15 protein-coding genes are annotated in these 20,823 nt (G+C 51.0%); 5 read left to right on the top strand and 10 right to left on the bottom strand.

All coding sequences use genetic code 11. The features are described 5' to 3' along the window. The first annotated feature begins 356 nt into the window (after positions 1–356). The gene (gene crfC, locus FDX03_RS09450; protein WP_137345840.1) at positions 357–2,714 is read left to right on the top strand and encodes a clamp-binding protein CrfC; all 2,358 of its coding nucleotides are present in this window, start codon (positions 357–359) and stop codon (positions 2,712–2,714) included. Next, a complete protein-coding gene (locus FDX03_RS09445; protein WP_048213874.1) occupies positions 2,711–3,604 on the top strand; it encodes a diguanylate cyclase regulator RdcB family protein in 894 nt (297 codons plus the stop codon). Before crfC ends, FDX03_RS09445 begins: the two co-directional genes overlap by 4 nt. Positions 3,605–3,631: 27 nt before the next feature. On the opposite strand, the gene kdgT is transcribed toward FDX03_RS09445, so the two are convergent. Further along, the gene (gene kdgT, locus FDX03_RS09440; protein WP_137345839.1) at positions 3,632–4,630 is read right to left on the bottom strand and encodes a 2-keto-3-deoxygluconate transporter; all 999 of its coding nucleotides are present in this window, start codon (positions 4,628–4,630) and stop codon (positions 3,632–3,634) included. Positions 4,631–5,333: 703 nt separating this feature from the next. Here kdgT and proP point away from each other — a divergent pair. Together proP and pmrR are read left to right on the top strand one after the other, a co-directional pair. Beyond that, positions 5,334–6,836, top strand: a complete 1,503-nt coding sequence (gene proP, locus FDX03_RS09435; protein ID WP_048213872.1) for a glycine betaine/L-proline transporter ProP — start codon at positions 5,334–5,336, stop codon at positions 6,834–6,836. A gap of 156 nt (positions 6,837–6,992) precedes the next feature. Then, entirely contained in the window at positions 6,993–7,082 is a 90-nt protein-coding gene (gene pmrR, locus FDX03_RS09430; RefSeq protein ID WP_003826741.1) for an LpxT activity modulator PmrR, read from the top strand. On the opposite strand, the gene pmrB is transcribed toward pmrR, so the two are convergent. The 7 genes from pmrB to melR form a co-directional block, all read right to left on the bottom strand. Beyond that, a complete protein-coding gene (gene pmrB / locus FDX03_RS09425; RefSeq protein ID WP_086523823.1) occupies positions 7,076–8,149 on the bottom strand; it encodes a two-component system sensor histidine kinase PmrB in 1,074 nt (357 codons plus the stop codon). The two genes, pmrR and pmrB, sit on opposite strands and share 7 nt — an antisense overlap. A gap of 9 nt (positions 8,150–8,158) precedes the next feature. Next, on the bottom strand, positions 8,159–8,827 hold the full coding sequence (gene pmrA, locus FDX03_RS09420) for a two-component system response regulator PmrA (protein ID WP_048213870.1): 669 nt from the start codon (positions 8,825–8,827) through the stop codon (positions 8,159–8,161). 4 nt (positions 8,828–8,831) lie between these two features. Continuing rightward, positions 8,832–10,469 carry a phosphoethanolamine transferase EptA gene (gene eptA, locus FDX03_RS09415; RefSeq protein WP_115601122.1) on the bottom strand — a complete coding sequence of 546 codons (1,638 nt, stop codon included), beginning with the start codon at positions 10,467–10,469 and terminating at the stop codon, positions 8,832–8,834. Positions 10,470–10,616: 147 nt separating this feature from the next. After that, positions 10,617–11,954 (bottom strand): arginine/agmatine antiporter, encoded by a 1,338-nt coding sequence (gene adiC / locus FDX03_RS09410; RefSeq protein WP_048213868.1) that lies wholly within the window; start codon positions 11,952–11,954, stop codon positions 10,617–10,619. Positions 11,955–12,081: 127 nt separating this feature from the next. After that, positions 12,082–12,843, bottom strand: coding sequence for an AraC family transcriptional regulator (locus FDX03_RS09405; RefSeq protein ID WP_048213867.1), 762 nt, complete (start codon positions 12,841–12,843; stop codon positions 12,082–12,084). Between the two features lie 316 nt (positions 12,844–13,159). Then, positions 13,160–15,427, bottom strand: a complete 2,268-nt coding sequence (gene adiA, locus FDX03_RS09400) for an arginine decarboxylase (protein ID WP_101742870.1) — start codon at positions 15,425–15,427, stop codon at positions 13,160–13,162. Positions 15,428–15,702: 275 nt separating this feature from the next. Continuing rightward, positions 15,703–16,635 (bottom strand): transcriptional regulator MelR, encoded by a 933-nt coding sequence (melR, locus tag FDX03_RS09395; RefSeq protein WP_061067057.1) that lies wholly within the window; start codon positions 16,633–16,635, stop codon positions 15,703–15,705. 268 nt (positions 16,636–16,903) lie between these two features. On the opposite strand from melR, the gene FDX03_RS09390 reads away from it, so the two are divergent. Further along, on the top strand, positions 16,904–18,259 hold the full coding sequence (locus tag FDX03_RS09390; protein ID WP_137345838.1) for an alpha-glucosidase/alpha-galactosidase: 1,356 nt from the start codon (positions 16,904–16,906) through the stop codon (positions 18,257–18,259). 54 nt (positions 18,260–18,313) lie between these two features. Here FDX03_RS09390 and FDX03_RS09385 read toward each other — a convergent pair whose 3' ends face one another. Both FDX03_RS09385 and fumA read right to left on the bottom strand, forming a co-directional pair. Continuing rightward, positions 18,314–18,946 (bottom strand): DUF2238 domain-containing protein, encoded by a 633-nt coding sequence (locus FDX03_RS09385; RefSeq protein WP_048213863.1) that lies wholly within the window; start codon positions 18,944–18,946, stop codon positions 18,314–18,316. 147 nt (positions 18,947–19,093) lie between these two features. Further along, positions 19,094–20,740, bottom strand: coding sequence for a class I fumarate hydratase FumA (gene fumA / locus FDX03_RS09380; protein ID WP_061067059.1), 1,647 nt, complete (start codon positions 20,738–20,740; stop codon positions 19,094–19,096). Positions 20,741–20,823: the final 83 nt, after the last annotated feature.

Genomic DNA, 20,823 nt, shown 5'->3' with positions numbered 1-20,823 from the left:
ATTGCTACGTTTAGCTATTTAAGATAAGGTGAGGCGAAACACCCGATATTCATAGGTAGCATGGCTTACAGACTAGCTAAGTCATTGTGAGTGAATACTTTGTGACCCCCTTAAATTTGGTAGGGGAATTAAGCTGGCATTTTTTAAAACTGAACTACTCTGTTTATCTTTCTTACTTAATATAGTAAGTGAGAGGCATCAGGCCAGCAGTCATACGATAAATTTTATTTTAATAATATCAGCTGGTTGTTTTAATTTTAATTATTTCCACACGTAATTATAAAAGCCGAAAATCTATAAATAAAACGATTTGGCTAAATAAAAGTAATGCTATTTGCGTTAAGGAAAGATTTTCCATGTACACACAGACAATTTATGAATTAAGTCAGGAAGCTGAACGCTTACTGATGCTCTCTCTTGAACATCTCAGGCAATTGCAGAAATTGCCAATGACCTCGGCGAATGATGTCATGCTGAAAAAAGGAGAGCATAGTGGACAGGTTGTTCAGCCCCTGCATTTCAGCGCGCGTGGCATGGATGTCCAGCAGGCAACGCTCAACAATGAACTGCGAAAGATTACCCGTCTGGAAATGGTTCTGGCGATCGTCGGTACGATGAAGGCGGGAAAGTCGACAACGATTAACGCGATTGTCGGAACTGAGGTTTTACCTAATCGTAATCGCCCGATGACGGCGTTACCGACCCTTATCCGCCATACACCGGGACAGAAAGAGCCGGTGCTGCATTTTTCGCATGTCGCGCCAATTGACGCCTTAATGAAAGTATTACAGCAGCGCGTGCGGGAATGCGATCGTCAGCGTCTGGCTCAGACGCTGGAAATAGATAAGGATATGAATGCCCTGCTTCAACATATTGAAAACGGCGTGGCATTTGAACGCTATTACCTTGGCGCACAGCCTATTTTCCATTTTCTCAAGAGCCTGAACGATCTGGTGCGTTTGTCTAAAGCGCTGGAGGTGGAGTTTCCGTTTGCCGCCTATGCTGCAATTGAGCATATTCCGGTTATTGAGGTTGAGTTCGTGCATCTGGCCGGGCTGGCAAGTTATCCGGGACAATTGACGCTGCTGGATACGCCCGGGCCGAATGAAGCCGGGCAGCCACACTTACAACAAATGCTCAATGAACAGCTGGCGCGGGCTTCAGCGGTACTGGCGGTGATGGATTATACCCAACTGAAGTCGATTTCGGATGAGGAAGTCCGTCAGGCCATTATGGCGGTTGGAAAGTCAGTACCGCTGTATGCGCTGGTTAACAAATTCGATCAGAAAGACCGCAACAGTGATGATGAAGAGCAGGTGCGGGCGTTAATTTCCGGCACGTTGATGAAAGGTGGTATTACGCCTGAACGTATTTATCCGGTCTCCTCAATGTGGGGATATCTGGCCAACAGGGCACGTCATGAACTCGTTAATAATGGGCGCTTGCCGGATCATCAGGAGCAGCGCTGGGTCCAGGACTTTGCCGAAGCGGCACTCGGCAGGCGCTGGCGTACCACCGATCTTGAGGATAAAGAACATATTCGCCATGCCGCCGATCTGCTGTGGGAGGATTCGTTGTTTGAGCAGCCGATCCAGAAAGTCATTCACGCCGCTCACGCCAATGCTTCGCTGTATGCGCTTCGCTCGGCATCACACAAGTTATTGAACTATTCGCAAAGCGCACACGAATATCTGGAGTTTCGCGCCCACGGCTTAACCGTAGCCTATGAGCAGTTGCAGATGAATATCGCGCATATTGAAGATGATATGCAACAGTTGCAGAGAAGCCAGGCGCGGGTGGGCGACGAGGTCAGTCACGAGGTTGAGCTGGCGCTGGAGGCTGCTGCGGCCTATCTCAGTGAGCAACAGACCGAGATTCTGTGCGGCATCAATACGTTCTTTGTTAAAGAAAACGTGCTGATGATGTCACAACATGGCATGGGAGCTGCCATTGCAACGGCGGAAATGGCCGGTGATATGCTGGTGTTGCATGACGAGGGGCAAGCGAAAATTGTGTTAGATAAAATTCGCTCCTCCTGTGAGGTTGTCCTGCTGGCGGCGCAGGAGAGTATCAGCCGGGACCTGGCGCTGCGTTTTGAGGCGCTTGAATCGACGTTATCCCGGGCGCTGAATGACGCTATGCGGCCTATTGAGCAGCGGGTGAAAGACGATCTGAATCATGCCGGATTTCGGGCGCGGATCCGTTTTCCAGCCTTTCATGCGGCGATGTTTAATTTCAATACCCGCCAGTTGTTTAACGAGGCTATTGAACAGGATATCCCTGCTGATAATACCCCGTCCACCGGTGGTGTTGTGCGTGACACGTTCTCACGTTGGTTGAATCAGCCCAACTGGGGATGGAATGATTATGTCGAAACAAAAACGCGTTACCTCATTGATATGGGCGCGTTGCACAAGAATCTTGTCCATTATGTCACTCAGTTTTGCCAACAAATTCGTAAAGCTTTAGTTGCTCAGGTCGATATTTCCGTTACGGCAGGCATGGCCACGTTTTTTGCTGATTTTTCACTGTGTCTGACGCAATTGCAGGCGAGCCTGCGCGAGAGTCTGACCCTGCGCCAGCAAAATGAATCGGCGGTGAATGCAATGAATGAACAATTGCAGCATCGTATTACGACGGCGGCATGGATTTATGAAGATTCCCGCTTGCTGCGTGACGATATCCACACCCTTTTTGCAACCGAGCATACATGACTAACGTGTTACTGGAAGGCCCTGGGCGGACGCTGGAGTGCGTCTACCCGAAGTTTATGGTCGATCTGGTTCAGGGAGATGAAACCAAACGTTCCGGCGGTTTTCTGCAGCAGCAGCAGCGGTTGCGTGCGCGCCTGACGCAGGAAGTGTTATCCCAGACGCAACTGCGGGCGTGGGTGATGGCGGGGGTTTCCAGCGAACACCTGGTGATGCGCCTTAAGCTGGTGGAAAAACTGGCGGGTACTATCGATCCTGGTCACCTGGCGCTGGTACGTATTGCCGAGCGACTGGTGTTCTTACAACAAACTGAACAGCCACGCGGACAATCAACTCCCGGCGTGATGCAGCAATTAATTTCACTGGCTGACGGGTTTGCCCAACGTAGCGCATATAAAGAGAAAGCGTTGACGCAACGTGGGCTGACCGTGCAGGCAGGCGAACACAGTGAACAGATTTTTACTCGCTGGCGGGCTGGCGCGTATGACGGCTGGTCATTACCCGGACGCTGCTTTGTTGCGCTGGAGGAACTGCGCTGGGGCGCCTTTGGTGATGCCTGTCGGCTGGCGAATGCCGATGTAGTGTCGATGCTAAAAGACAATTTACGCACGATGGCTGCCCAGACGCTGGCGCATAGCGTGAATGCGGCACCTACTACGCGCCATTATTATCATCAATGGCTGAACTCACCTGCAGTTGGGGGGTCGAGCGAACATAACGATCTGCTGAGTTGGCTGGGTGACTGGTGCGATGCACAGCGCCATCCGGTGAGCTGGTCGGTGACGCAGCGTTGGCAGAATGTGGCGTTAGGGATGCCGAGACTGTGTTCGGCAAAGCGACTGGTTGATGCGATGGTTGAGGAGATTTTCGCACCCCCCCAGCTTATCAGTTGAGCTGGGGGGCGTGAGGCAAAGGCAGGCTTAGTGGTGCAGTGAGTCTGCCGGGGTCGCCACCGTCTCGTTGGCGACCTGATTTTTATTAAAACGTTTGGCATACAACGCGGTGATAATCGGCACCAGAATGGCGGTGACAATCACGCTGGCAGCGACCAGAGCAGTTGCCGAAGCGGCAACCGGTTCAAATGCCGGGTTAATCTGGGCGATGATGACTGGGTTAGCCACCGCGGCACCAGCGGCAGAAGAGGCTGCTACGCCCGCCGTACCGTTCCCGCCACCAATGACGCGGTCAGCAATAATCAGCGGGATACCGGTGATAACGATGACGGCCACACCCAGCAGGATACCCAGCAGACCGGTATCAACGATGACGCTCAGGTTAATGGTGTTACCCAGTGCGAAGCCGAAGAACGGAATCAGTACCGGTGTCGCTTTGCTAAAGAAGGCACGCAGGTCGTGATCCAGGTTGCCCAGTGTAAAGCCGATCAGGAACGGCAGGACCGCGCCGATGAAATGGTGCGGCTCGAAAGAGGCCAGACCGGCAGAGCCCAGAATGACCATGGTCATTAACGGACCGGATTCCAGAGACATTAACACAAATGCGCCAGACTCTTCTTTCGTACCGTACTGGTTCATCAGGCTGGCGTACAAACCCCCGTTGGTCATGTCCATTGCTGAGACAATTGCCAGTACGGAAAGACCTGCAAAGAACCCGGTTTGAATGCCTGTATCAGGAATAAATGAAGCGGCAATCATTGCCACTGCCCAGGCTACGGCTATTTTGGTTAATACCAATGTACCTGACTTGCGTAATACCGTACCGGTTGCTCGCAAATCAATTGATGCACCGATACAAAAAAACCATACTGCCAGAATCGGAACTGTCCCGCTGATCATACCTTTGGTAAATGAACCGAAATACGCGCCCGTATCGGGAGCTAACGTATTTAACACTGCGCCTAATAACAGAGGAATCAACATCATTCCGCCGGGGATGTGTTCAATCGTGGCTTTAATTTTCATAAACGTCCTCATGTCTTGTCGCAGGTTATAAACGCGCAAGAAAGTAAAAAAATCATTTAAATTCAAAATGTTACTTGTGTTTTTTAACAGAGAAAACGGCTATCTCTTTGTTTTATAAAATCTAACGCGGCATACGTTGAGCATGTTTCTGCTCCCAGGGATATTGCGTCTGGAATTAGTTTGCATTCACAGGAACATTGATTCAATCAAAATAAAACGATGTTTTAGTTATCTTCATCACATATTCCGAGCAAAGATCACTACAGGTTCCGATTATTAAAAAACCTGTGATCTTTTTGTGAAGGGATTAGGTGGTTTTTTTGCTAGCAGAATAATAGTGACTACTGTGATTGTTGATGGGGCCAGGTGATTTATTCTTGTATTTAATTGTCAGTAAATCGCAAGCGTGCCATGTAAAAAAGCTGACTCAGAATGACCTTATTTACGCAGGTTGACGAAATGAAAAACTATGTGTGAAGTTGATCACACATTTAAACACTGTTAGGGTAAAGAGGTCATTAACCGCCCAATCAGGCGTCAACAGGTTCGGTTGTACTGCTCATTTTCAGTCAGTGTAAGTAAACCTGCTACGCTTGTTACAGGGATTGCGCCTGTGCAATCCCCGCTCGGCGATGACCTTAGCGCATACGGCGTTGGGAGACTCGAACTGTAGCGCGACAGGGCTAAGTCTATGAGGACTAGTATGCTAAAAAGGAAAAAAATAAAGCCAATTACGCTTCGCGACGTCACCATTATTGATGACGGAAAACTGCGAAAAGCCATTACCGCCGCGTCACTCGGTAATGCAATGGAGTGGTTTGATTTTGGTGTTTATGGGTTTGTTGCTTACGCATTAGGTAAAGTGTTCTTCCCGGGGGCTGACCCCAGCGTGCAGATGGTTGCTGCACTCGCTACCTTCTCCGTTCCCTTTCTGATTCGACCGCTTGGCGGATTGTTCTTCGGTATGCTTGGCGATAAATACGGTCGCCAAAAGATCCTGGCTATCACGATTGTGATTATGTCGATCAGTACCTTCTGTATTGGGTTGATCCCTTCGTATGCGTCTATTGGTATCTGGGCACCGATCCTGCTGTTGCTGTGTAAGATGGCACAGGGCTTTTCGGTCGGCGGCGAGTATACCGGCGCGTCGATTTTTGTCGCAGAGTATTCCCCGGACCGTAAGCGTGGATTTATGGGCAGTTGGCTGGACTTCGGCTCGATTGCCGGGTTTGTGCTGGGTGCGGGCGTGGTGGTCCTGATCTCAACTGTCGTCGGCGAAGACAACTTCCTTGAGTGGGGCTGGCGTATTCCGTTCTTCCTGGCGCTACCGTTAGGGCTGATTGGCCTGTATCTGCGTCATGCTCTGGAAGAAACACCTGCATTTCAGCAGCATGTCGACAAGCTGGAGCAGGGCGATCGTCAGGGTCTGCAGGAAGGACCGAAGATTTCGTTTAAAGAAATTGCGACTAAACACTGGCGTAGCCTGCTGGCGTGCATCGGTCTGGTGATTGCGACCAACGTCACCTACTACATGCTGCTCACCTATATGCCGAGCTACCTGTCGCATAACCTGCACTACTCTGAAGATCACGGTGTGCTGATTATTATCGCCATTATGATTGGTATGCTGTTTGTGCAGCCGATTATGGGGCTGCTGAGTGACCGCTTCGGACGCCGTCCGTTTGTGATTATGGGCAGTATTGCGCTGTTTGTGCTGGCCATTCCGGCATTTATCCTGATTAACAGTAACGTTATCGGCCTGATTTTCGCCGGGTTGCTGATGCTGGCGGTGATCCTTAACTGCTTCACCGGGGTGATGGCATCAACGTTACCGGCGATGTTCCCGACACATATTCGCTACAGTGCGCTGGCCGCCGCGTTTAATATCTCGGTCCTGGTAGCTGGTCTGACCCCGACGCTGGCCGCCTGGCTGGTGGAAAGCTCGCAGAACCTGATGATGCCAGCTTATTATCTGATGGTGATTGCGGTGATAGGTTTAATTACCGGCGTGACCATGAAAGAAACCGCCAATCAGCCGCTGAAAGGGGCGACACCTGCCGCTTCGGATATTCAGGAAGCGAAAGAGATCCTCGGCGAGCACTACGACAATATTGAGCAGAAAATCGAAGACATCGATCAGGAAATTGCAGAGCTGCAGCTTAAGCGTTCGCGCCTGGTGCAGCAGCATCCGCGTATTGATGAGTAATCGTGTCATTGCCTGATGGCGCGAGCTTTTAGGCCTACGGGTCGCATTGTACTTTGTAGGCCGGATAAGGCGTCAGCCGCCATCCGGCGCGTGGCCTTAAGGTTGGCTTAATATCCTTCAGGCAAACTCTCCTCCATAGTATCGGAGGAGAGTGTCATGAAAACCCGTATTTATGAAAGTTTGACCACCGTTTGCAGCGTACTGATTGTGAGCAGTTTTTTGTACGTGTGGGTGAGCTCTTACTGATCTTTCTCCAGCACCACCCAGGCGCGAGTGCCACTGGCTCCTGGGCGGTTTTGCAAAAAGAACTGCCCGTGATGTAACTGGGTAATTCGACTGACAATGCTCAGCCCCAGCCCAATCCCGCCAAAACGGCTATCCATACGCACAAACGCTTTGCTCAGTTCCCCACATTTACTTTCATCAATGCCTGGCCCTTCATCTTCGACGGCCATGACGGCATCATGCTCTGTATTCAGGCTAATCGTAATATGGGTGCCTTCCGGGCTGTAGCGATGGGCGTTCTCCACCAGATTTCTCAGCAGCATCCGCAATAGCGTGGCGTCGCCGCGTACGATGACATCCTCTGCGCTTGCCGGTAGGAGCAACGTTTGCTGGCGCTGGTCCAGCATCGTGCTGAGTTCATCGTAAGAGGGCAGAATCACGTCCTCCAGTAGTTTGACGTGCTGGTAGCTTCCGGCCGAAAACGACTGACCCACACGGGCGAGTTGCAACAGCTGCGACACGCTGTCCATCATTTGGTCGAGTCGGGTGATGAGCGGCGTAACGTCAACATTGTGGGTTTTTGACAGCAATTCCAGATGCAGACGAACGCCGGATAGTGGTGTTCGTAGCTCATGGGCAACGTCGGCAGTAAACAGACGCTCGTTGTCGATAGTGGTTGTTAGCCGCGTAACCAACTGATTGAGCGCCGTCACCACCGCCTGTATCTCAATGGTGGAGCTACGGATATTAATGGGAGCCAGATTATCCGCTGTGCGAGTTTCTAACTCCTGTTGGAGATCGGCAAGAGGACGGGTAATGCGCCGTACCGCCTGATAGCAAATAATGAGCGTCAGGCTGACCATAAAAATGCCGGGGACGATCAGGCTGGCGATAGCCTCGCGGATCTCATGCATGATATGGCGATCGTTGTTACGGTTTTCGCGTAACGCCTGTTCGAACAGCTGTATTTGCTCGGTGCTTTCGTGCCACAACCAGAAGGTGCTAATCAGCTGGAAGACCAGCAGAATCAGGCCGATCGTCAGCATTAAACGCTGGCGAAGCGGGAGCGGTTGTTTTAGAAAACGCATCAAATTCACTTAGCTTTCCTCAGTAGCGGCCAGCATGTAGCCAAAACCTCGAACCGTGCGAATGCGTGATTTTCCCACTTTATCGCGCAGGTTGTGGATGTGGACTTCCAGCGTATTGGTCGACGGCTCGTTGTCCCAGCTGTAGATGTCGTTATACAGAATCTCCCGGTGTACCGGGCTTCCCGCTTTGAGCATCAGCCGCGACAATAGCGCGTACTCTTTTGGCGTTAAGACAATTTCTTGTCCATCCATCCACACCTGGCGGCGGCCGATATTCAATGTCAGGTTGCCAATGATAATCTCACTTTCACCCTGATTGTTATGCCGACGTAACAGCGCCCGAATGCGGGCATGCAGTTCTTCCAGCGCGAACGGTTTGACCAGATAGTCATCAGCGCCGACATCCAGTCCGGTGATGCGGTCTTTCACGGTGTCGCGGGCGGTCAGAATGAGTACCGGCACGGTGTATTTTTTCTGCCTGATGCGGGTCAGAAAATGCAGGCCATCCTCATCCGGTAAACCTAAATCCAGAACGACAAGGCTGTAATGCCCCGTTTCCAGGCAATGCTCGGCGGCACGGGCCGTGGATACGCCATCGCAGGCGTAGCCTTCCGTTTGTGCGGCAAGTATCAGCCCCTGTAGTAACAGCGTATCGTCTTCAACAATCAGAATTTTCATTCGGTTAGCCTCCCCGGCAGGGTTGCAGAATATCATCTGCCGCTTGGTATTTCTGTGTTTGCACGCCCGTTAATCCCAGCAGGGTTGAGAACAGATTATCCTGTGAGAAATCTTCTGAGCTGGCCCGTTTTTGTAAACATGTCTGAGAGACCTGATAGCGTTGCTGATAATCTTCTGAGAGCCACAACAGCATCGGTACATGTTTTTGTGTGTCAGGTGCAATCGAATACGGCAGACCGTGCAAGTAGACGCCGTTTTCTCCTAAGGATTCACCGTGATCGGAAAGATAAACCAGGCTGGTGGTGAAATTGTCCTGATGCGCTTTCAGTATATTGATCGCTTTATCAACAATATAGTCAATGTACAGGATGGTATTGTCGTAGGTATTCACCAGTTGCTGCTGCGAACAGGTTTGAATTTCGTTGGTATCGCAGGTTGGGGTAAATTTCTTAAACTGTGGCGGATAACGGTTGTAATAGGTTGGACCATGGCTGCCGATGGTGTGCAGCACGATCACGCCGTCGCCCTTCAGGTTATTAATGTACTCTTCCAGCCCGTGGAACAGGACTTCATCGTAGCATTCACCGTTAATACACTGTCCTGGTAAGTTCAGCGCAGTCATATCCTGATGCGGTACGCGGTCACAGGCACCTTTACAGCCGCCGTCGTTATCATTCCACAGAACGTTAATTCCCGCCCGTTGGATGATATCGAGTACGCCTTCCTGGTGGTGAGCCAGCTCTTCATCGTAATGCGCTCGTGGCATGTCGGAGAACATGCAGGGAACGGAAACGGCTGTCGCCGTACCGCAGGACGTTGTATGCGGGAAATAAACGACATCATCTTTTTCCAGCAACGGATTGGTCTGACGTGAATAACCTGACAGAGAGAAGTTGTCGCCGCGTGACGTTTCACCGAGCACCACAATAGTGAGGTTCTTACGTTTTCCTTTCACCATTTCTGGATTACGGTGCGCATCTTCGCCAATACGCACCAGCGGCAGGTTGGCCAGTCTCTGGTGTGAATACCAGGATGACGTTGCCACGATGCTGTTGGACGGGCTGAGGGACTTAACCAGCTCTTTGTTATTACGAAACAGCGATGCGTAATCTTTATAGAAGAAGGCGGCGACCAGCACGATAAGCAGTGCCGATATCAGGATATTCGCAGCGCGATACAACACGCTGCGCAGCACTGGCGTAATGGGTTTGATTCTTATCCAGCAGGCAACGATGGCGGCCAGAATGCCGCTCAGCCCCAGCGTCAGGAGCATTTGCGGCGTCATGAGGGCGAAGGTTTCAGCCGGTGTGGTATCCATCATGTTGGCGATCATCGAGCGGTCGATGATGATGCCGTAGGTCATGATGAAATACTGGGCGGATGCTCCGACCAAAATGAAAATGCACGCGACCAGGCGGTTAAGCCACAGGAAAGAGGCCAGCGTGAGCACGATATTCATGACGCTGAACGCGACAACCGGCATCGATAAGAACACCAGGATATTGCGCAGGGAATCCAGCGGAAGGTCTTGCAGTACCTGTTTGTAGAACGCGATGTTCAGGAAGGTCGCAAGATAAAATGAGATCAGCAATAGCCAGCTGATTTGCCCGAGAGTCGGTCTTTTAAACAGGAGCTTTAACATTAAGGGGGTTCCATCGACTAAGTGGAGCGGATCCTCTCAAAGTAAAATTAAGCCAACATTAAGTTCTTAATGTTAGCAGGTACTGGTGGGGTGTGTGATGCGTAGGCCCGATGCGCTTATGTCATCGGGCAACGACGCTTACAGGCATTAATTATTGTTGGTCGGGGCATCCAGAGGATACGGGTTTTTATGGATCCGGTTGTAATTGAGCGCATACAGTGCGGTGATTACCATCAACATCACGAACGACCACATCACTTCTTTGGCGCCAGAACCCACCACCGCCCAGATGCAGTAGACAAATGCCACAAAGGTCACCAGTAAGTACATCGGACGCGCTTTACCAAAGTGACCGTGGCCCAGCAGCAGCAATGCCGCGCAGGTGTACAGATATGGCACCAGGGTGAAGATAACGGAGACCGAAGAGACCAGACCAAATTCTTTTGCTGCGTTTGGCGACATGCTGCTGAACTGGAAGAGGGTCATCAGGATCCCGACGATGATTAGCCCGGCAACCGGTGTTCCCGCCTTGTTGACGCGAGCGAAAATCGGTGGGAATAGGCCGTCATCGGCTGCCGCTTTTGCGGTCTGGCCGGCCAACAGTGTCCAACCACCCAGTGAGCCAAGGCACCCAGCCGCTGCACAGAAGGAGACAATGGCCCCAGCGGTATCACCCAGTGCCATGCGTGCAGCATCACCAAACGGTGAGGCTGACACCCGCAGCGCAGCGTTAGGGATCATACCCATAATCGCCGTAGTTGAGAGAACGTAGCAGACGGCGGCAATCAGTACCCCGCCAATGGTGGCGATAGGGACGTTACGTTTCGGGTTTTTAACCACACCGGCGGCAACGGAGGCGCTTTCAACCCCAATGAACGACCATAAGGTTACGTTTAAGGTGCTTTGGATGGCGCCGAAGGTATTCATGCCGCTGACGTTCCAGGCCGCCATATAGGTTTCACCGCGGAACCAGAACCAGCCGAAGACGGCAATACCGACAATGGGCACCAGCGCCAGTACTGTCGCAACGGCCTGCACGCGAGTGATCATTTTTGGACCGACAATATTCAGCAAGACGAAAACCCACAGTACAACGACACAGGTGAGCGTCAGAACCAACGGATCTTTTAAGATAGGGAAGAAGTAGCTCAGGTAACCGACGCCAATAACGACCATGGCGATGTTACCAATCCAGCAGGCCAGCCAGTACAGCACGTTGGTCTGGTAGCCTAAAAAAGGACCGAAACAGCGGCGCGCATAAGCGTAAGAACCACCGGGACTGGAGTCTAAGGACGACATTTTGGCGTACACCATCGACAGTGCCAGCGCACCGATAATAGTGACCAACCATCCGTAGATTGCAATCCCGCCAGTTGACGCCAGGTTTGCGGGTAGCAGGAATACACCGGAACCCATAATATTCCCCGACACCATAAGGGTGACGGGGATTAAGCCCACTTTGTGAGCATCAGCATCCGTCGACATATTTTTTAACTCCTGATAAGGATAAATGACGTCACATCATACCTCTTCAGAAGACTATTTTATGATGACGGAACAGGGGTATCGCCAATGCTGATATTATTATGGCTCATCGCTAAATGATCAAAAATCAGGCAGCGGAGGGTTCCCGATGTTGACTGACATAATGCAGTGGCGTCATTCCATAGAACTCTTTGAAGACGGAGATAAAGTATGAAGTACTGTTATATCCGCACAGCTGAGATACCTGTGAAATGTTTTTCCCGTCCATCATTAATTGATTGACGGCATAACGCATACGACATGTGGTTATTATTTGACTGTAACTTGTATTTTCATTTTTTAGCTTTTTCTTTAACAAACTGGGACTCAGGCATAAGCAACTGGCGACCATGCTTAAATTCCAGTCTTTATGAATATCGCTCTCAATGATGTGGTAAACGCTGTCGCTGATGCGATTGCGTAACATATGCATAAGTAGGGAGATAAACTTTTTGCTGTCGAGAAAACGCGATAATACGGTGAACAGTAGCGAACGGGTACGCTCATTTTCGCCTTCGTTTTGCGTTTCCATCACGCTGTGTTGAGCGGCAACCCGAAAGACATCCGGCGTCAGGCATACGGCGGTCATCACCGGATTGGCGCTACGTTGCCAGAGAGGGAACTGTGAAAGATCTTTATTTAAAAATCGTAGATAGTCTTTAATGACATCGCGACTGATATGTACGACCAGTGCGTTATTAAGTGAAGAAAAATCGATAATATTATTATCACACGCCACCAGAGCCATGTGGTTAGCTTTTAAACTGATGGCTTCTTTACCGTTAATCCTTAACCAAACATCTTTCTCCGTTAATACAACAACACAAGCTTCTTTGCTGCAAAGCCTCATACCCAAACTCCCGGAATATGAACATCAAATACCGTAACTCAGCACCTGCTGAGTAATCGCGGCTAAAAAAAAATTGTATGATGAATCAAGACAAGCGATAAAATAGCGTGATTTTTAGTAATTACAATATCTGTAGGGATTCTTGGCATGTACATAATTTTTTACGCAAGTGGCAACGTACTATTTGCGTATAAAAAAAGCGCGGGGTGGTCCCGCGCAAAAGGTATGACAATGTTATTGTTTTGCAGCAATACTCAGGAATTACTCAACTATCACACGTCAACCTTATAAAAAATAGACTATCTAAAAAACGACATTAGGCTTTCACGCACATGACGTGATACACACCGTCAATAATTTCCGTTCCTTCGGTTTCATGTTCAAAGCCAGGAAAATGATGATCCCAGGATTGCAACGAACGTAGATAACTAATCTGCGGGCTGTTGGCATCGCCAAAGTTTTCCCCGGACAGCAGCATTGGAATTCCCGGTGGGTAAGGAATGACGGAGTTGGCTGCGATACGACCCGGCAGATTTTCAATCGCCACCATCTCAACGTTATCGCTGACTATCGCGTTATAGGCTTCACGCGGGGTCATTTCAGCAACAGGCAGGCCAGAGTAGGCCGCATTGAGTCGGCTACCTGGGTTATTTTCTTTCAGCCAGGCGAACATGGTGTCGCCCAGATCGTGAATACCCATATTTGCGTAAGTGTCAGGATGTTCCTCTACCAGTTCCGGCATCACCTGTGAGAGCGGAGTATTGGCATCATAGTGGTGTTTGAAAGAGCACAGTGTGTTTATCAGCGTGCCCCATTTACCACGGGTGATCCCCATTGAGAACAAGAACATAATCTGGAAATCGGTGGTACGGGTCGGTACGATGCCGTGGCGGCTAAGCCAGGCGGTAACCAGCGCCGCCGGAACACCGGTCTGTTCCAGTTCACCATCATCACCCATACCTGGCGCCAGAATACTGACTTTAATGGGGTCCAGCATGCTCCAGTTATCTGGCAGGTCTTTAAACCCATGCCAGGATTCACCGGGGCGCATTACCCAGCAGTTCTGGTCGGTCGTCAGGAGTTGGGTTGGCGCATCGGCAAAGTCATAGGTTTTGCCGGTCTGCGGATCGGTAACCACCTCTTTGTTCCACGGTTTGAAGAACCAGTCGCCCTCAGCCGTGAATTCTTTGTACAACCGTGCCATCGCCTGACGGAAATCGACGGCTTCATCGATCACTTCCTGGGTGAGCGACAGGCCACTGTTACCGTCCATCATGGAAACTGCCACGTCGTTTGATGCACAGATGGCATACAGCGGAGACGTGGTGGCGTGCATCATGTACGCCTGGTTAAAGCGGGAGAAATTAACCGCGCCACGGCCTTCACGGACGTGAATGTAAGATGCCTGAGAGAGCGCATTCAGCAACTTATGGGTCGAGTGGGTGGCAAAAACGGTGGGGCCGTTATGGTCGCCAGGTGCACCACGCATAGCGTAGTGATCGGCATAAATCGGGTTGAAACGCGCATAGCCGTACCAGGCTTCATCGAAATGAATGCGATCGCTGGTCTGGGCTAGCAGGTCTTGCGCCTCTTTTGCGTTGTAGCAGACGCCGTCATAGGTGCAGTTGGTTACAACGCTATATGACGGTTTCTGTCCGGTTTTGTCTTTTGTCAGTGGGCTTTCGCTGATTTTTCTCTGCAATGTTTCGGGCTGCATTTCCTGCGGGTAGATAGGCCCGATAATGCCGTAGCGGTTGCGGCTTGGTACCATGTACACCGGTTTTGCCCCGGTAAGAATGAGCCCTTGTTCAATGGATTTATGGCAGTTACGGTCCAGCACTACCACATCGTTATCAGTCATGCATGCCTGCATGATGGTGCGGTTAGAGCCAGAAGTACCGACCACCACGGACCATGAGTGGTCAGCGCCGAAGACACGTGCGGCATATTTTTCGCTTTCACCAAACGCGCCAGTATGGTCAAGCAGTGAACCTAGTGATGCGCGTTCAATACCCATGTCGCTACGGAATAGGTTTTCACCGTAGTAGTCATGATAGAAACGACCGGCCGGCGTTTTAGTAAATCCCACGCCGCCCTGGTGACCAGGGGCTGCCCAGGAATATTCGTGAATGTCACTGTATTTCATCAGCGCGCTGAACAGCGGTGGTAACAGCTGTTGGCGGTAACGGGTCATCGCAGCAACGGCGCGCCCGGCGATAAAGTCAGCGGTATCTTCAAGAATCCAGGCGAATTCATCGACAAGCTCCAGCAGATCGCGATCCAGCGATGCGGTGGCTTTTTCCCGATCGCCCAGCAGGAAAACAGGGACGTTTTGCTGGCGTTCGTGGAGCTTGCCGATCAATTGCCTGACATTCAGGTGTTCATCTTGTTGTTCCATTTGATAGCTGAACATCAGGCAATCAATGGCTTCATTTGCCGCGAGGATGGCATAACCATCGTCGAATGAGGTGGATTTAATGACGGTAACATTTTGGCGACTTAAGGCATCTGCCAGACGCTCAACAGCGCTACCAACCCAGGTGTCCTGATGCAGAAACTCACTTTCAACAATTAATACTTTCATCATCTTTTACCCGGTAGTGGAGAGGTTGCAATTTATGGATTGCAGACACACCGTATGAATGTGACGCAGGCAAGTATTATCCTGACAAATTGGGCTGTAAAGTGGCTGGTAAATGAGCGTATTTTATTTTTATTCCTTTATAAACAAATAGTTAACATTCATCGAAGGCAGTTTTTCAGCATTGTTTATCGACAGGGGAATTATTTTTTTGGCTGATACTGATATTGCCGAATGGGGTGTGCTGTCAGTGGGCATGTGTTTGCGCCATCCGACGCTTATCCGGCTATCGATTGTCGATGTTGCTGGCTCAGTTTGCGGTACTGCTGTGGTGACATGCCGACAAATTTGCTGAAAGTATCGTAAAAACGACTGCTGGAGCGAAATCCGGCGGTAAGGGCGACGTCCAGAATGGTTTTATCAGTGTCGCTCAGCAATGCGCGAACGTGGTTGATACGCATCGCGGTAATGTACTGCTTCATGGTGAGTTGCATCACACGCTGGAAAATCCCCATTGCATAGTTGGGGTTGAGCTTCACGTGCTCCGCAACATCGTTGATGGTGAGCGCCTGATCGTAGTTGTCGGCAATAAAACTGAGCATTTGACTCACGTAAAACTGCGCGTGACGTGAAACGCTGTTTTTGTGCGTGCCCGCGGTTTTATTGACCAGGACGGGCTGCCAGCCGGAGAGGCTAAACCGCTTGAGCATCAGGCTAATTTCATCGATGGCAAGCTGGCGAATCTGTTCGTTCGGGCTGCTTAGCTCCTGTTGCCAGCGCTGAACTTCAAAGGTGCTCAACTGCTGAGAGGCCTGTGATTTGATGACCATGCCATGAGTGACGTGGTTGATCAGCTCACGGTCCAGTGGCCAGGAGAGAAACAGGTGCATGGGTAAATTAAAGATAGCCATGTTCTGGCAGGCGCCAGGTCGTATTAACTGGTGCGGCGTACAGGCCCAAAACAGGGTGATATGGCCCTGTTTTATCTGCACCACTTCGTTATTGATCAGGTATTCCACATCGCCGTCGAACGGTACGTTAATCTCCACCTGTCCATGCCAGTGGCTGGTGGTCATGGCGTGCGGTGCGCGTAGTTCGATATCGAGACGTTGATATTCCGAGTACAGCGACAGTGGGCTACGGGTTTGTTTCTCATCGCTGTTACACATGTGCGGATCGGGGGGAAGCGCTGAGATTGGCGGCGTGGTCATGGTAACTCCAGTTCCTGATTGTTCAGAATCATGCCATTTTTCAGCGGATAAGACTGCGAATCGGCGCGCAAATCAGGTCACCATTACCGGGTAGTGTGCTTTTTTGAACCCGTATACTCTGCTTTTCGGCAAAAATTATCCCAGAAACTCAGTTTTCGCCCGAACGAAAAGGCGAACTGAGTTTCTGGGAGTACTCGGTACAGAAGCCGGACGTTTTTCTTGCGTCCTCATGCCACCATGGCGTCATCACCCCACGTTCTGGAGAGTCATGATGTCTGCACCCAAAATTACTTTTATCGGCGCGGGATCGACGATTTTCGTGAAGAATATTCTCGGAGATGTCTTTCACCGCGATGCGCTGAAATCCGCACATATTGCTTTAATGGATATCGATGCAGCCCGCCTGGAAGAGTCGCATATTGTGGTGCGTAAGCTGATGGACTCGGCTGGCGCTTGCGGCCAGATCACTTGCTATACCGATCAAAAAACGGCATTGCAGGATGCCGATTTTGTAATAGTCGCTTTCCAGATTGGCGGTTACGAGCCGTGTACCGTGACCGATTTTTCCGTGTGCAAACGCCACGGTCTGGAACAAACGATAGCCGACACGTTGGGGCCTGGTGGCATTATGCGCGCGCTGCGTACGATTCCGCATTTATGGCAGATTTGCGAGGATATGACCGACGTCTGCCCGCATGCCACCCTGCTTAATTATGTTAATCCCATGGCGATGAACTCCTGGGCAATGTATGCACGCTATCCGCATATTAAACAGGTTGGGTTATGTCATTCGGTGCAGGGAACGGCGGAAGAGTTGGCGCGGGATCTGGATATTGATCCTGCTTCTTTGCGTTATCGCAGCGCCGGGATCAACCATATGGCGTTTTATCTGCAACTGGAGCGTAAAACGGCTGATGGGACCTATGTCGATCTCTATCCGGAACTGCTGGCAGCTTATGCAACAGGCCAGGTCCCGAAACCGAATATCCACGGCAATACTCGCTGCCAGAACATTGTGCGTTATGAAATGTTCAAAAAATTGGGGTATTTCGTCACCGAGTCGTCGGAACACTTTGCTGAATACACGCCGTGGTTTATCAAACCGGGTCGTGAAGATCTGATTGAGCGCTATAAGATTCCGCTGGATGAATATCCGAAGCGCTGTGTAGAGCAACTGGCGAACTGGCATAAAGAGCTGGAAGAGTACAAAACGATGGCGCGCATTGATATCAAACCGTCAAGGGAATATGCCAGCACAATCATGAACGCTATCTGGACCGGAGAACCCAGCGTGGTGTATGGCAATGTTCGTAACGACAACCTGATCGATAACCTGCCGCAGGGTTGTTGTGTCGAGGTGGCTTGTTTGGTTGATGCCAATGGTATTCAGCCGATAAAAGTGGGGGCTCTCCCGTCTCATTTGGCGGCGATGATGCAAACGAATATCAATGTTCAAACCCTGCTGACGGAAGCTATTCTGACGGAGAATCGCGATCGTATTTATCACGCGGCGATGATGGATCCGCATACCGCTGCGGTATTAGGGATTGAAGAGATTTATGCGTTGGTGGATGATCTGATTGACGCGCACGGTGAGTGGTTGCCGGCCTGGTTGCATCAATAAGGTCCATCTTGCGTCTGCCGGATGAACGTTATCGACATCCGGCAGTATGTATATTTAGTTGGCGATTACCAGTCCGTAGCGACGCAGCTGTGCACAGTGAACTCGCGCCAGTACAAGCACTGTCGTTAGCGCGCCGAGCAGGGCGCAGAACATATCCGACTGGGTATCCCATGGATCGCCCTGCGTACCCAGGAAGTCATCTGCGCCTTGCCCCATCGCCAGTGCCGCCCACCATTCAATGAGCTCATAGGTGGCGCTGATTGCCAGTGCTACGCAGCAGACTAAAAACGCTAACATCTTGCGGCCGCGGACAATATTGCCGCGGACTAAAATCTCTCTTGCCGTCAGCGCTGGCACCAGTCCCTGGAAAAAATGACCCAGTTTGTCATAGGGGTTGCGACTGAGATCCAACCACGCCTGCACTTCAAAACCAATGGGGACTTTGGCATAGGTATACATGCCGCCAACCATCAAAATGATGGCATGAAAGAAGATAAGCGTGTAGAGCATGGGAGTCAGCGGGTAGCGCTTCATGGTGGCGAGCAGCAATGGCACAACAATAATGACCGGCGTCACTTCCATCAGCCAGGTCAATTTTTCGGTGGCACAGAAGCCAGTGTAGATAAGGATCAGCGCCAGCACTATAGCGCCAGTGTTCAGTATTACAGGATTCAGTGTGCGGAGCATGGCGAATTCACAAGTAATGGAAAATATTACTATTCACTGTGAACGGCAAAAATTCAACGCCAGTTAATGGGGGGATAAAGTTGGCCCGGGGGGATCACTGGGCTGGCCCCAAAAATTTGGTGTCAGTCCAGTGCCGGGCCGAATAGGTTACTTCGCGCAGTTAGCGCATTGTTTGCTCACGATTTGCTGGAAGAAATCGTTGCCTTTGTCATCGACCAGGATGAAAGCAGGGAAATCTTCAACTTCGATTTTCCAGATAGCTTCCATTCCCAGCTCTGGGTATTCCACGCATTCCAGATGCTTAATGCTCTGTTGCGCCAGTACAGCTGCCGGACCACCGATGCTACCTAAGTAGAAGCCGCCGTGTTTATGGCAGGCGTCGGTCACTTGTTGGCTGCGGTTACCTTTCGCCAGCATGATCATGCTGCCGCCATGGGACTGCAGCAGGTCAACATAGGAGTCCATACGACCCGCAGTGGTTGGACCCAAAGAACCGGACGGGTAACCTGCCGGCGTTTTCGCCGGACCCGCGTAGTAGATCGGGTGATCTTTCACGTACTGCGGCAGACCTTCGCCGGACTCGATACGTTCTTTCAGCTTCGCGTGGGCGATGTCGCGACCCACAATGATTGTACCGCTCAGCGACAGACGGGTGGATACCGGGTACTGAGAAAGCTGGGCAAGGATCTCTTTCATCGGACGGTTAAGGTCGACTTTAACCACTTCGCCTTCGCCGGCCTGGCGCAGAGATTCCGGGATGTACTGGCCTGGATTATGTTCCAGTTTTTCGATCCAGATACCTTCGCGGTTAATCTTGGCCTTAATATTACGGTCTGCGGAGCAGGAAACGCCCATGCCTACCGGGCAGGATGCGCCGTGGCGAGGCAGTCGAATCACGCGGATGTCGTGAGCGAAATATTTCCCGCCAAACTGGGCGCCGAGGCCGAGTTTCTGGGCTTCTTCCAGCAGTTCTTGTTCCAGTTGCAGATCGCGAAATGCCTGACCGTGAGCGTTACCTTCAGTCGGCAGCGCATCATAGTAGTGTGTGCTGGCCAGTTTCACCGTTTTGAGGGTGCTTTCTGCTGACGTACCACCAATTACAAATGCGATATGGTACGGCGGGCAAGCTGCAGTCCCCAGCGTACGCATTTTCTCAACCAGGAAGTTTTTCAGTTTGCCGGGAGTCAGCAGTGCTTTCGTTTCCTGATACAGATAGGTTTTGTTGGCAGAACCGCCGCCTTTTGCCACGCACAGGAATTTATATTCGTCGCCGTCCACGCTGTACAGGTCGATTTGCGCAGGCAGGTTAGTGCCGGTATTCACTTCTTTGTACATATCCAGCGCCGCGTTTTGCGAGTAGCGCAGGTTATCTTCAATATAGGTATTAAATACGCCTCTGGAGAGCGCCGCTTCGTCACCGCCGCCGGTCCAGACACGTTGACCTTTTTTACCCATGATAATGGCCGTGCCGGTATCCTGACAGGTTGGCAATACGCCTTTGGCGGCAATCTCGGAGTTTCTCAGGAATTGCAGCGCAACATACTTATCGTTTTCGCTGGCTTCAGGATCATGGAGTATGGAGGCGACTTGCTGTTGGTGTTCAGGGCGAAGCATGAAGGAGGCATCGTGGAAGGCTTGCTGGGCCAGTAGCGTAAGTGCTTCAGGCGCTACTTTCAGGATTGACTCGCCTTCAAACTCGCCGACGCTGACGTGATCGGATGTCAGCAGGTAGTACTCAGTTTTGTCTTCCCCCAGTGGGAAAGCCGCCTGGTAAGTGAATTCAACTTTTGACATTTGCTTCCAGCCTTTTCATTTTTATCAGGAATTTAAAAATTCTCTGCGTCTTAACGGTGGCGTGCCGCACCATAGCGGACGGC

The sequence above is a fragment of the Citrobacter sp. wls827 genome (assembly GCF_005280875.1).
Taxonomy (GTDB): domain Bacteria; phylum Pseudomonadota; class Gammaproteobacteria; order Enterobacterales; family Enterobacteriaceae; genus Citrobacter; species Citrobacter youngae.
The sequence above is the reverse complement of the archived record's forward strand: the minus strand, read 5'-3'. Positions and strand labels throughout refer to the sequence as shown.

Bases quoted from the DNA above. Each gene is read 5' to 3' on its own strand.
- melR (WP_061067057.1), bottom strand. From the start codon at position 16,635: ATGACCACGCCGCCAATCTCAGCGCTTCCCCCCGATCCGCACATGTGT.
- pmrB (WP_086523823.1), bottom strand. From the start codon at position 8,149: ATGCGTTTTCTAAAACAACCGCTCCCGCTTCGCCAGCGTTTAATGCTG.
- crfC (WP_137345840.1), top strand. From the start codon at position 357: ATGTACACACAGACAATTTATGAATTAAGTCAGGAAGCTGAACGCTTA.
- pmrR (WP_003826741.1), top strand. From the start codon at position 6,993: ATGAAAACCCGTATTTATGAAAGTTTGACCACCGTTTGCAGCGTACTG.
- pmrA (WP_048213870.1), bottom strand. From the start codon at position 8,827: ATGAAAATTCTGATTGTTGAAGACGATACGCTGTTACTACAGGGGCTG.
- FDX03_RS09405 (WP_048213867.1), bottom strand. From the start codon at position 12,843: ATGAGGCTTTGCAGCAAAGAAGCTTGTGTTGTTGTATTAACGGAGAAA.
- adiA (WP_101742870.1), bottom strand. From the start codon at position 15,427: ATGAAAGTATTAATTGTTGAAAGTGAGTTTCTGCATCAGGACACCTGG.
- FDX03_RS09385 (WP_048213863.1), bottom strand. From the start codon at position 18,946: ATGCTCCGCACACTGAATCCTGTAATACTGAACACTGGCGCTATAGTG.
- adiC (WP_048213868.1), bottom strand. From the start codon at position 11,954: ATGTCGACGGATGCTGATGCTCACAAAGTGGGCTTAATCCCCGTCACC.
- proP (WP_048213872.1), top strand. From the start codon at position 5,334: ATGCTAAAAAGGAAAAAAATAAAGCCAATTACGCTTCGCGACGTCACC.
- FDX03_RS09445 (WP_048213874.1), top strand. From the start codon at position 2,711: ATGACTAACGTGTTACTGGAAGGCCCTGGGCGGACGCTGGAGTGCGTC.
- FDX03_RS09390 (WP_137345838.1), top strand. From the start codon at position 16,904: ATGATGTCTGCACCCAAAATTACTTTTATCGGCGCGGGATCGACGATT.
- kdgT (WP_137345839.1), bottom strand. From the start codon at position 4,630: ATGAAAATTAAAGCCACGATTGAACACATCCCCGGCGGAATGATGTTG.
- fumA (WP_061067059.1), bottom strand. From the start codon at position 20,740: ATGTCAAAAGTTGAATTCACTTACCAGGCGGCTTTCCCACTGGGGGAA.
- eptA (WP_115601122.1), bottom strand. From the start codon at position 10,469: ATGTTAAAGCTCCTGTTTAAAAGACCGACTCTCGGGCAAATCAGCTGG.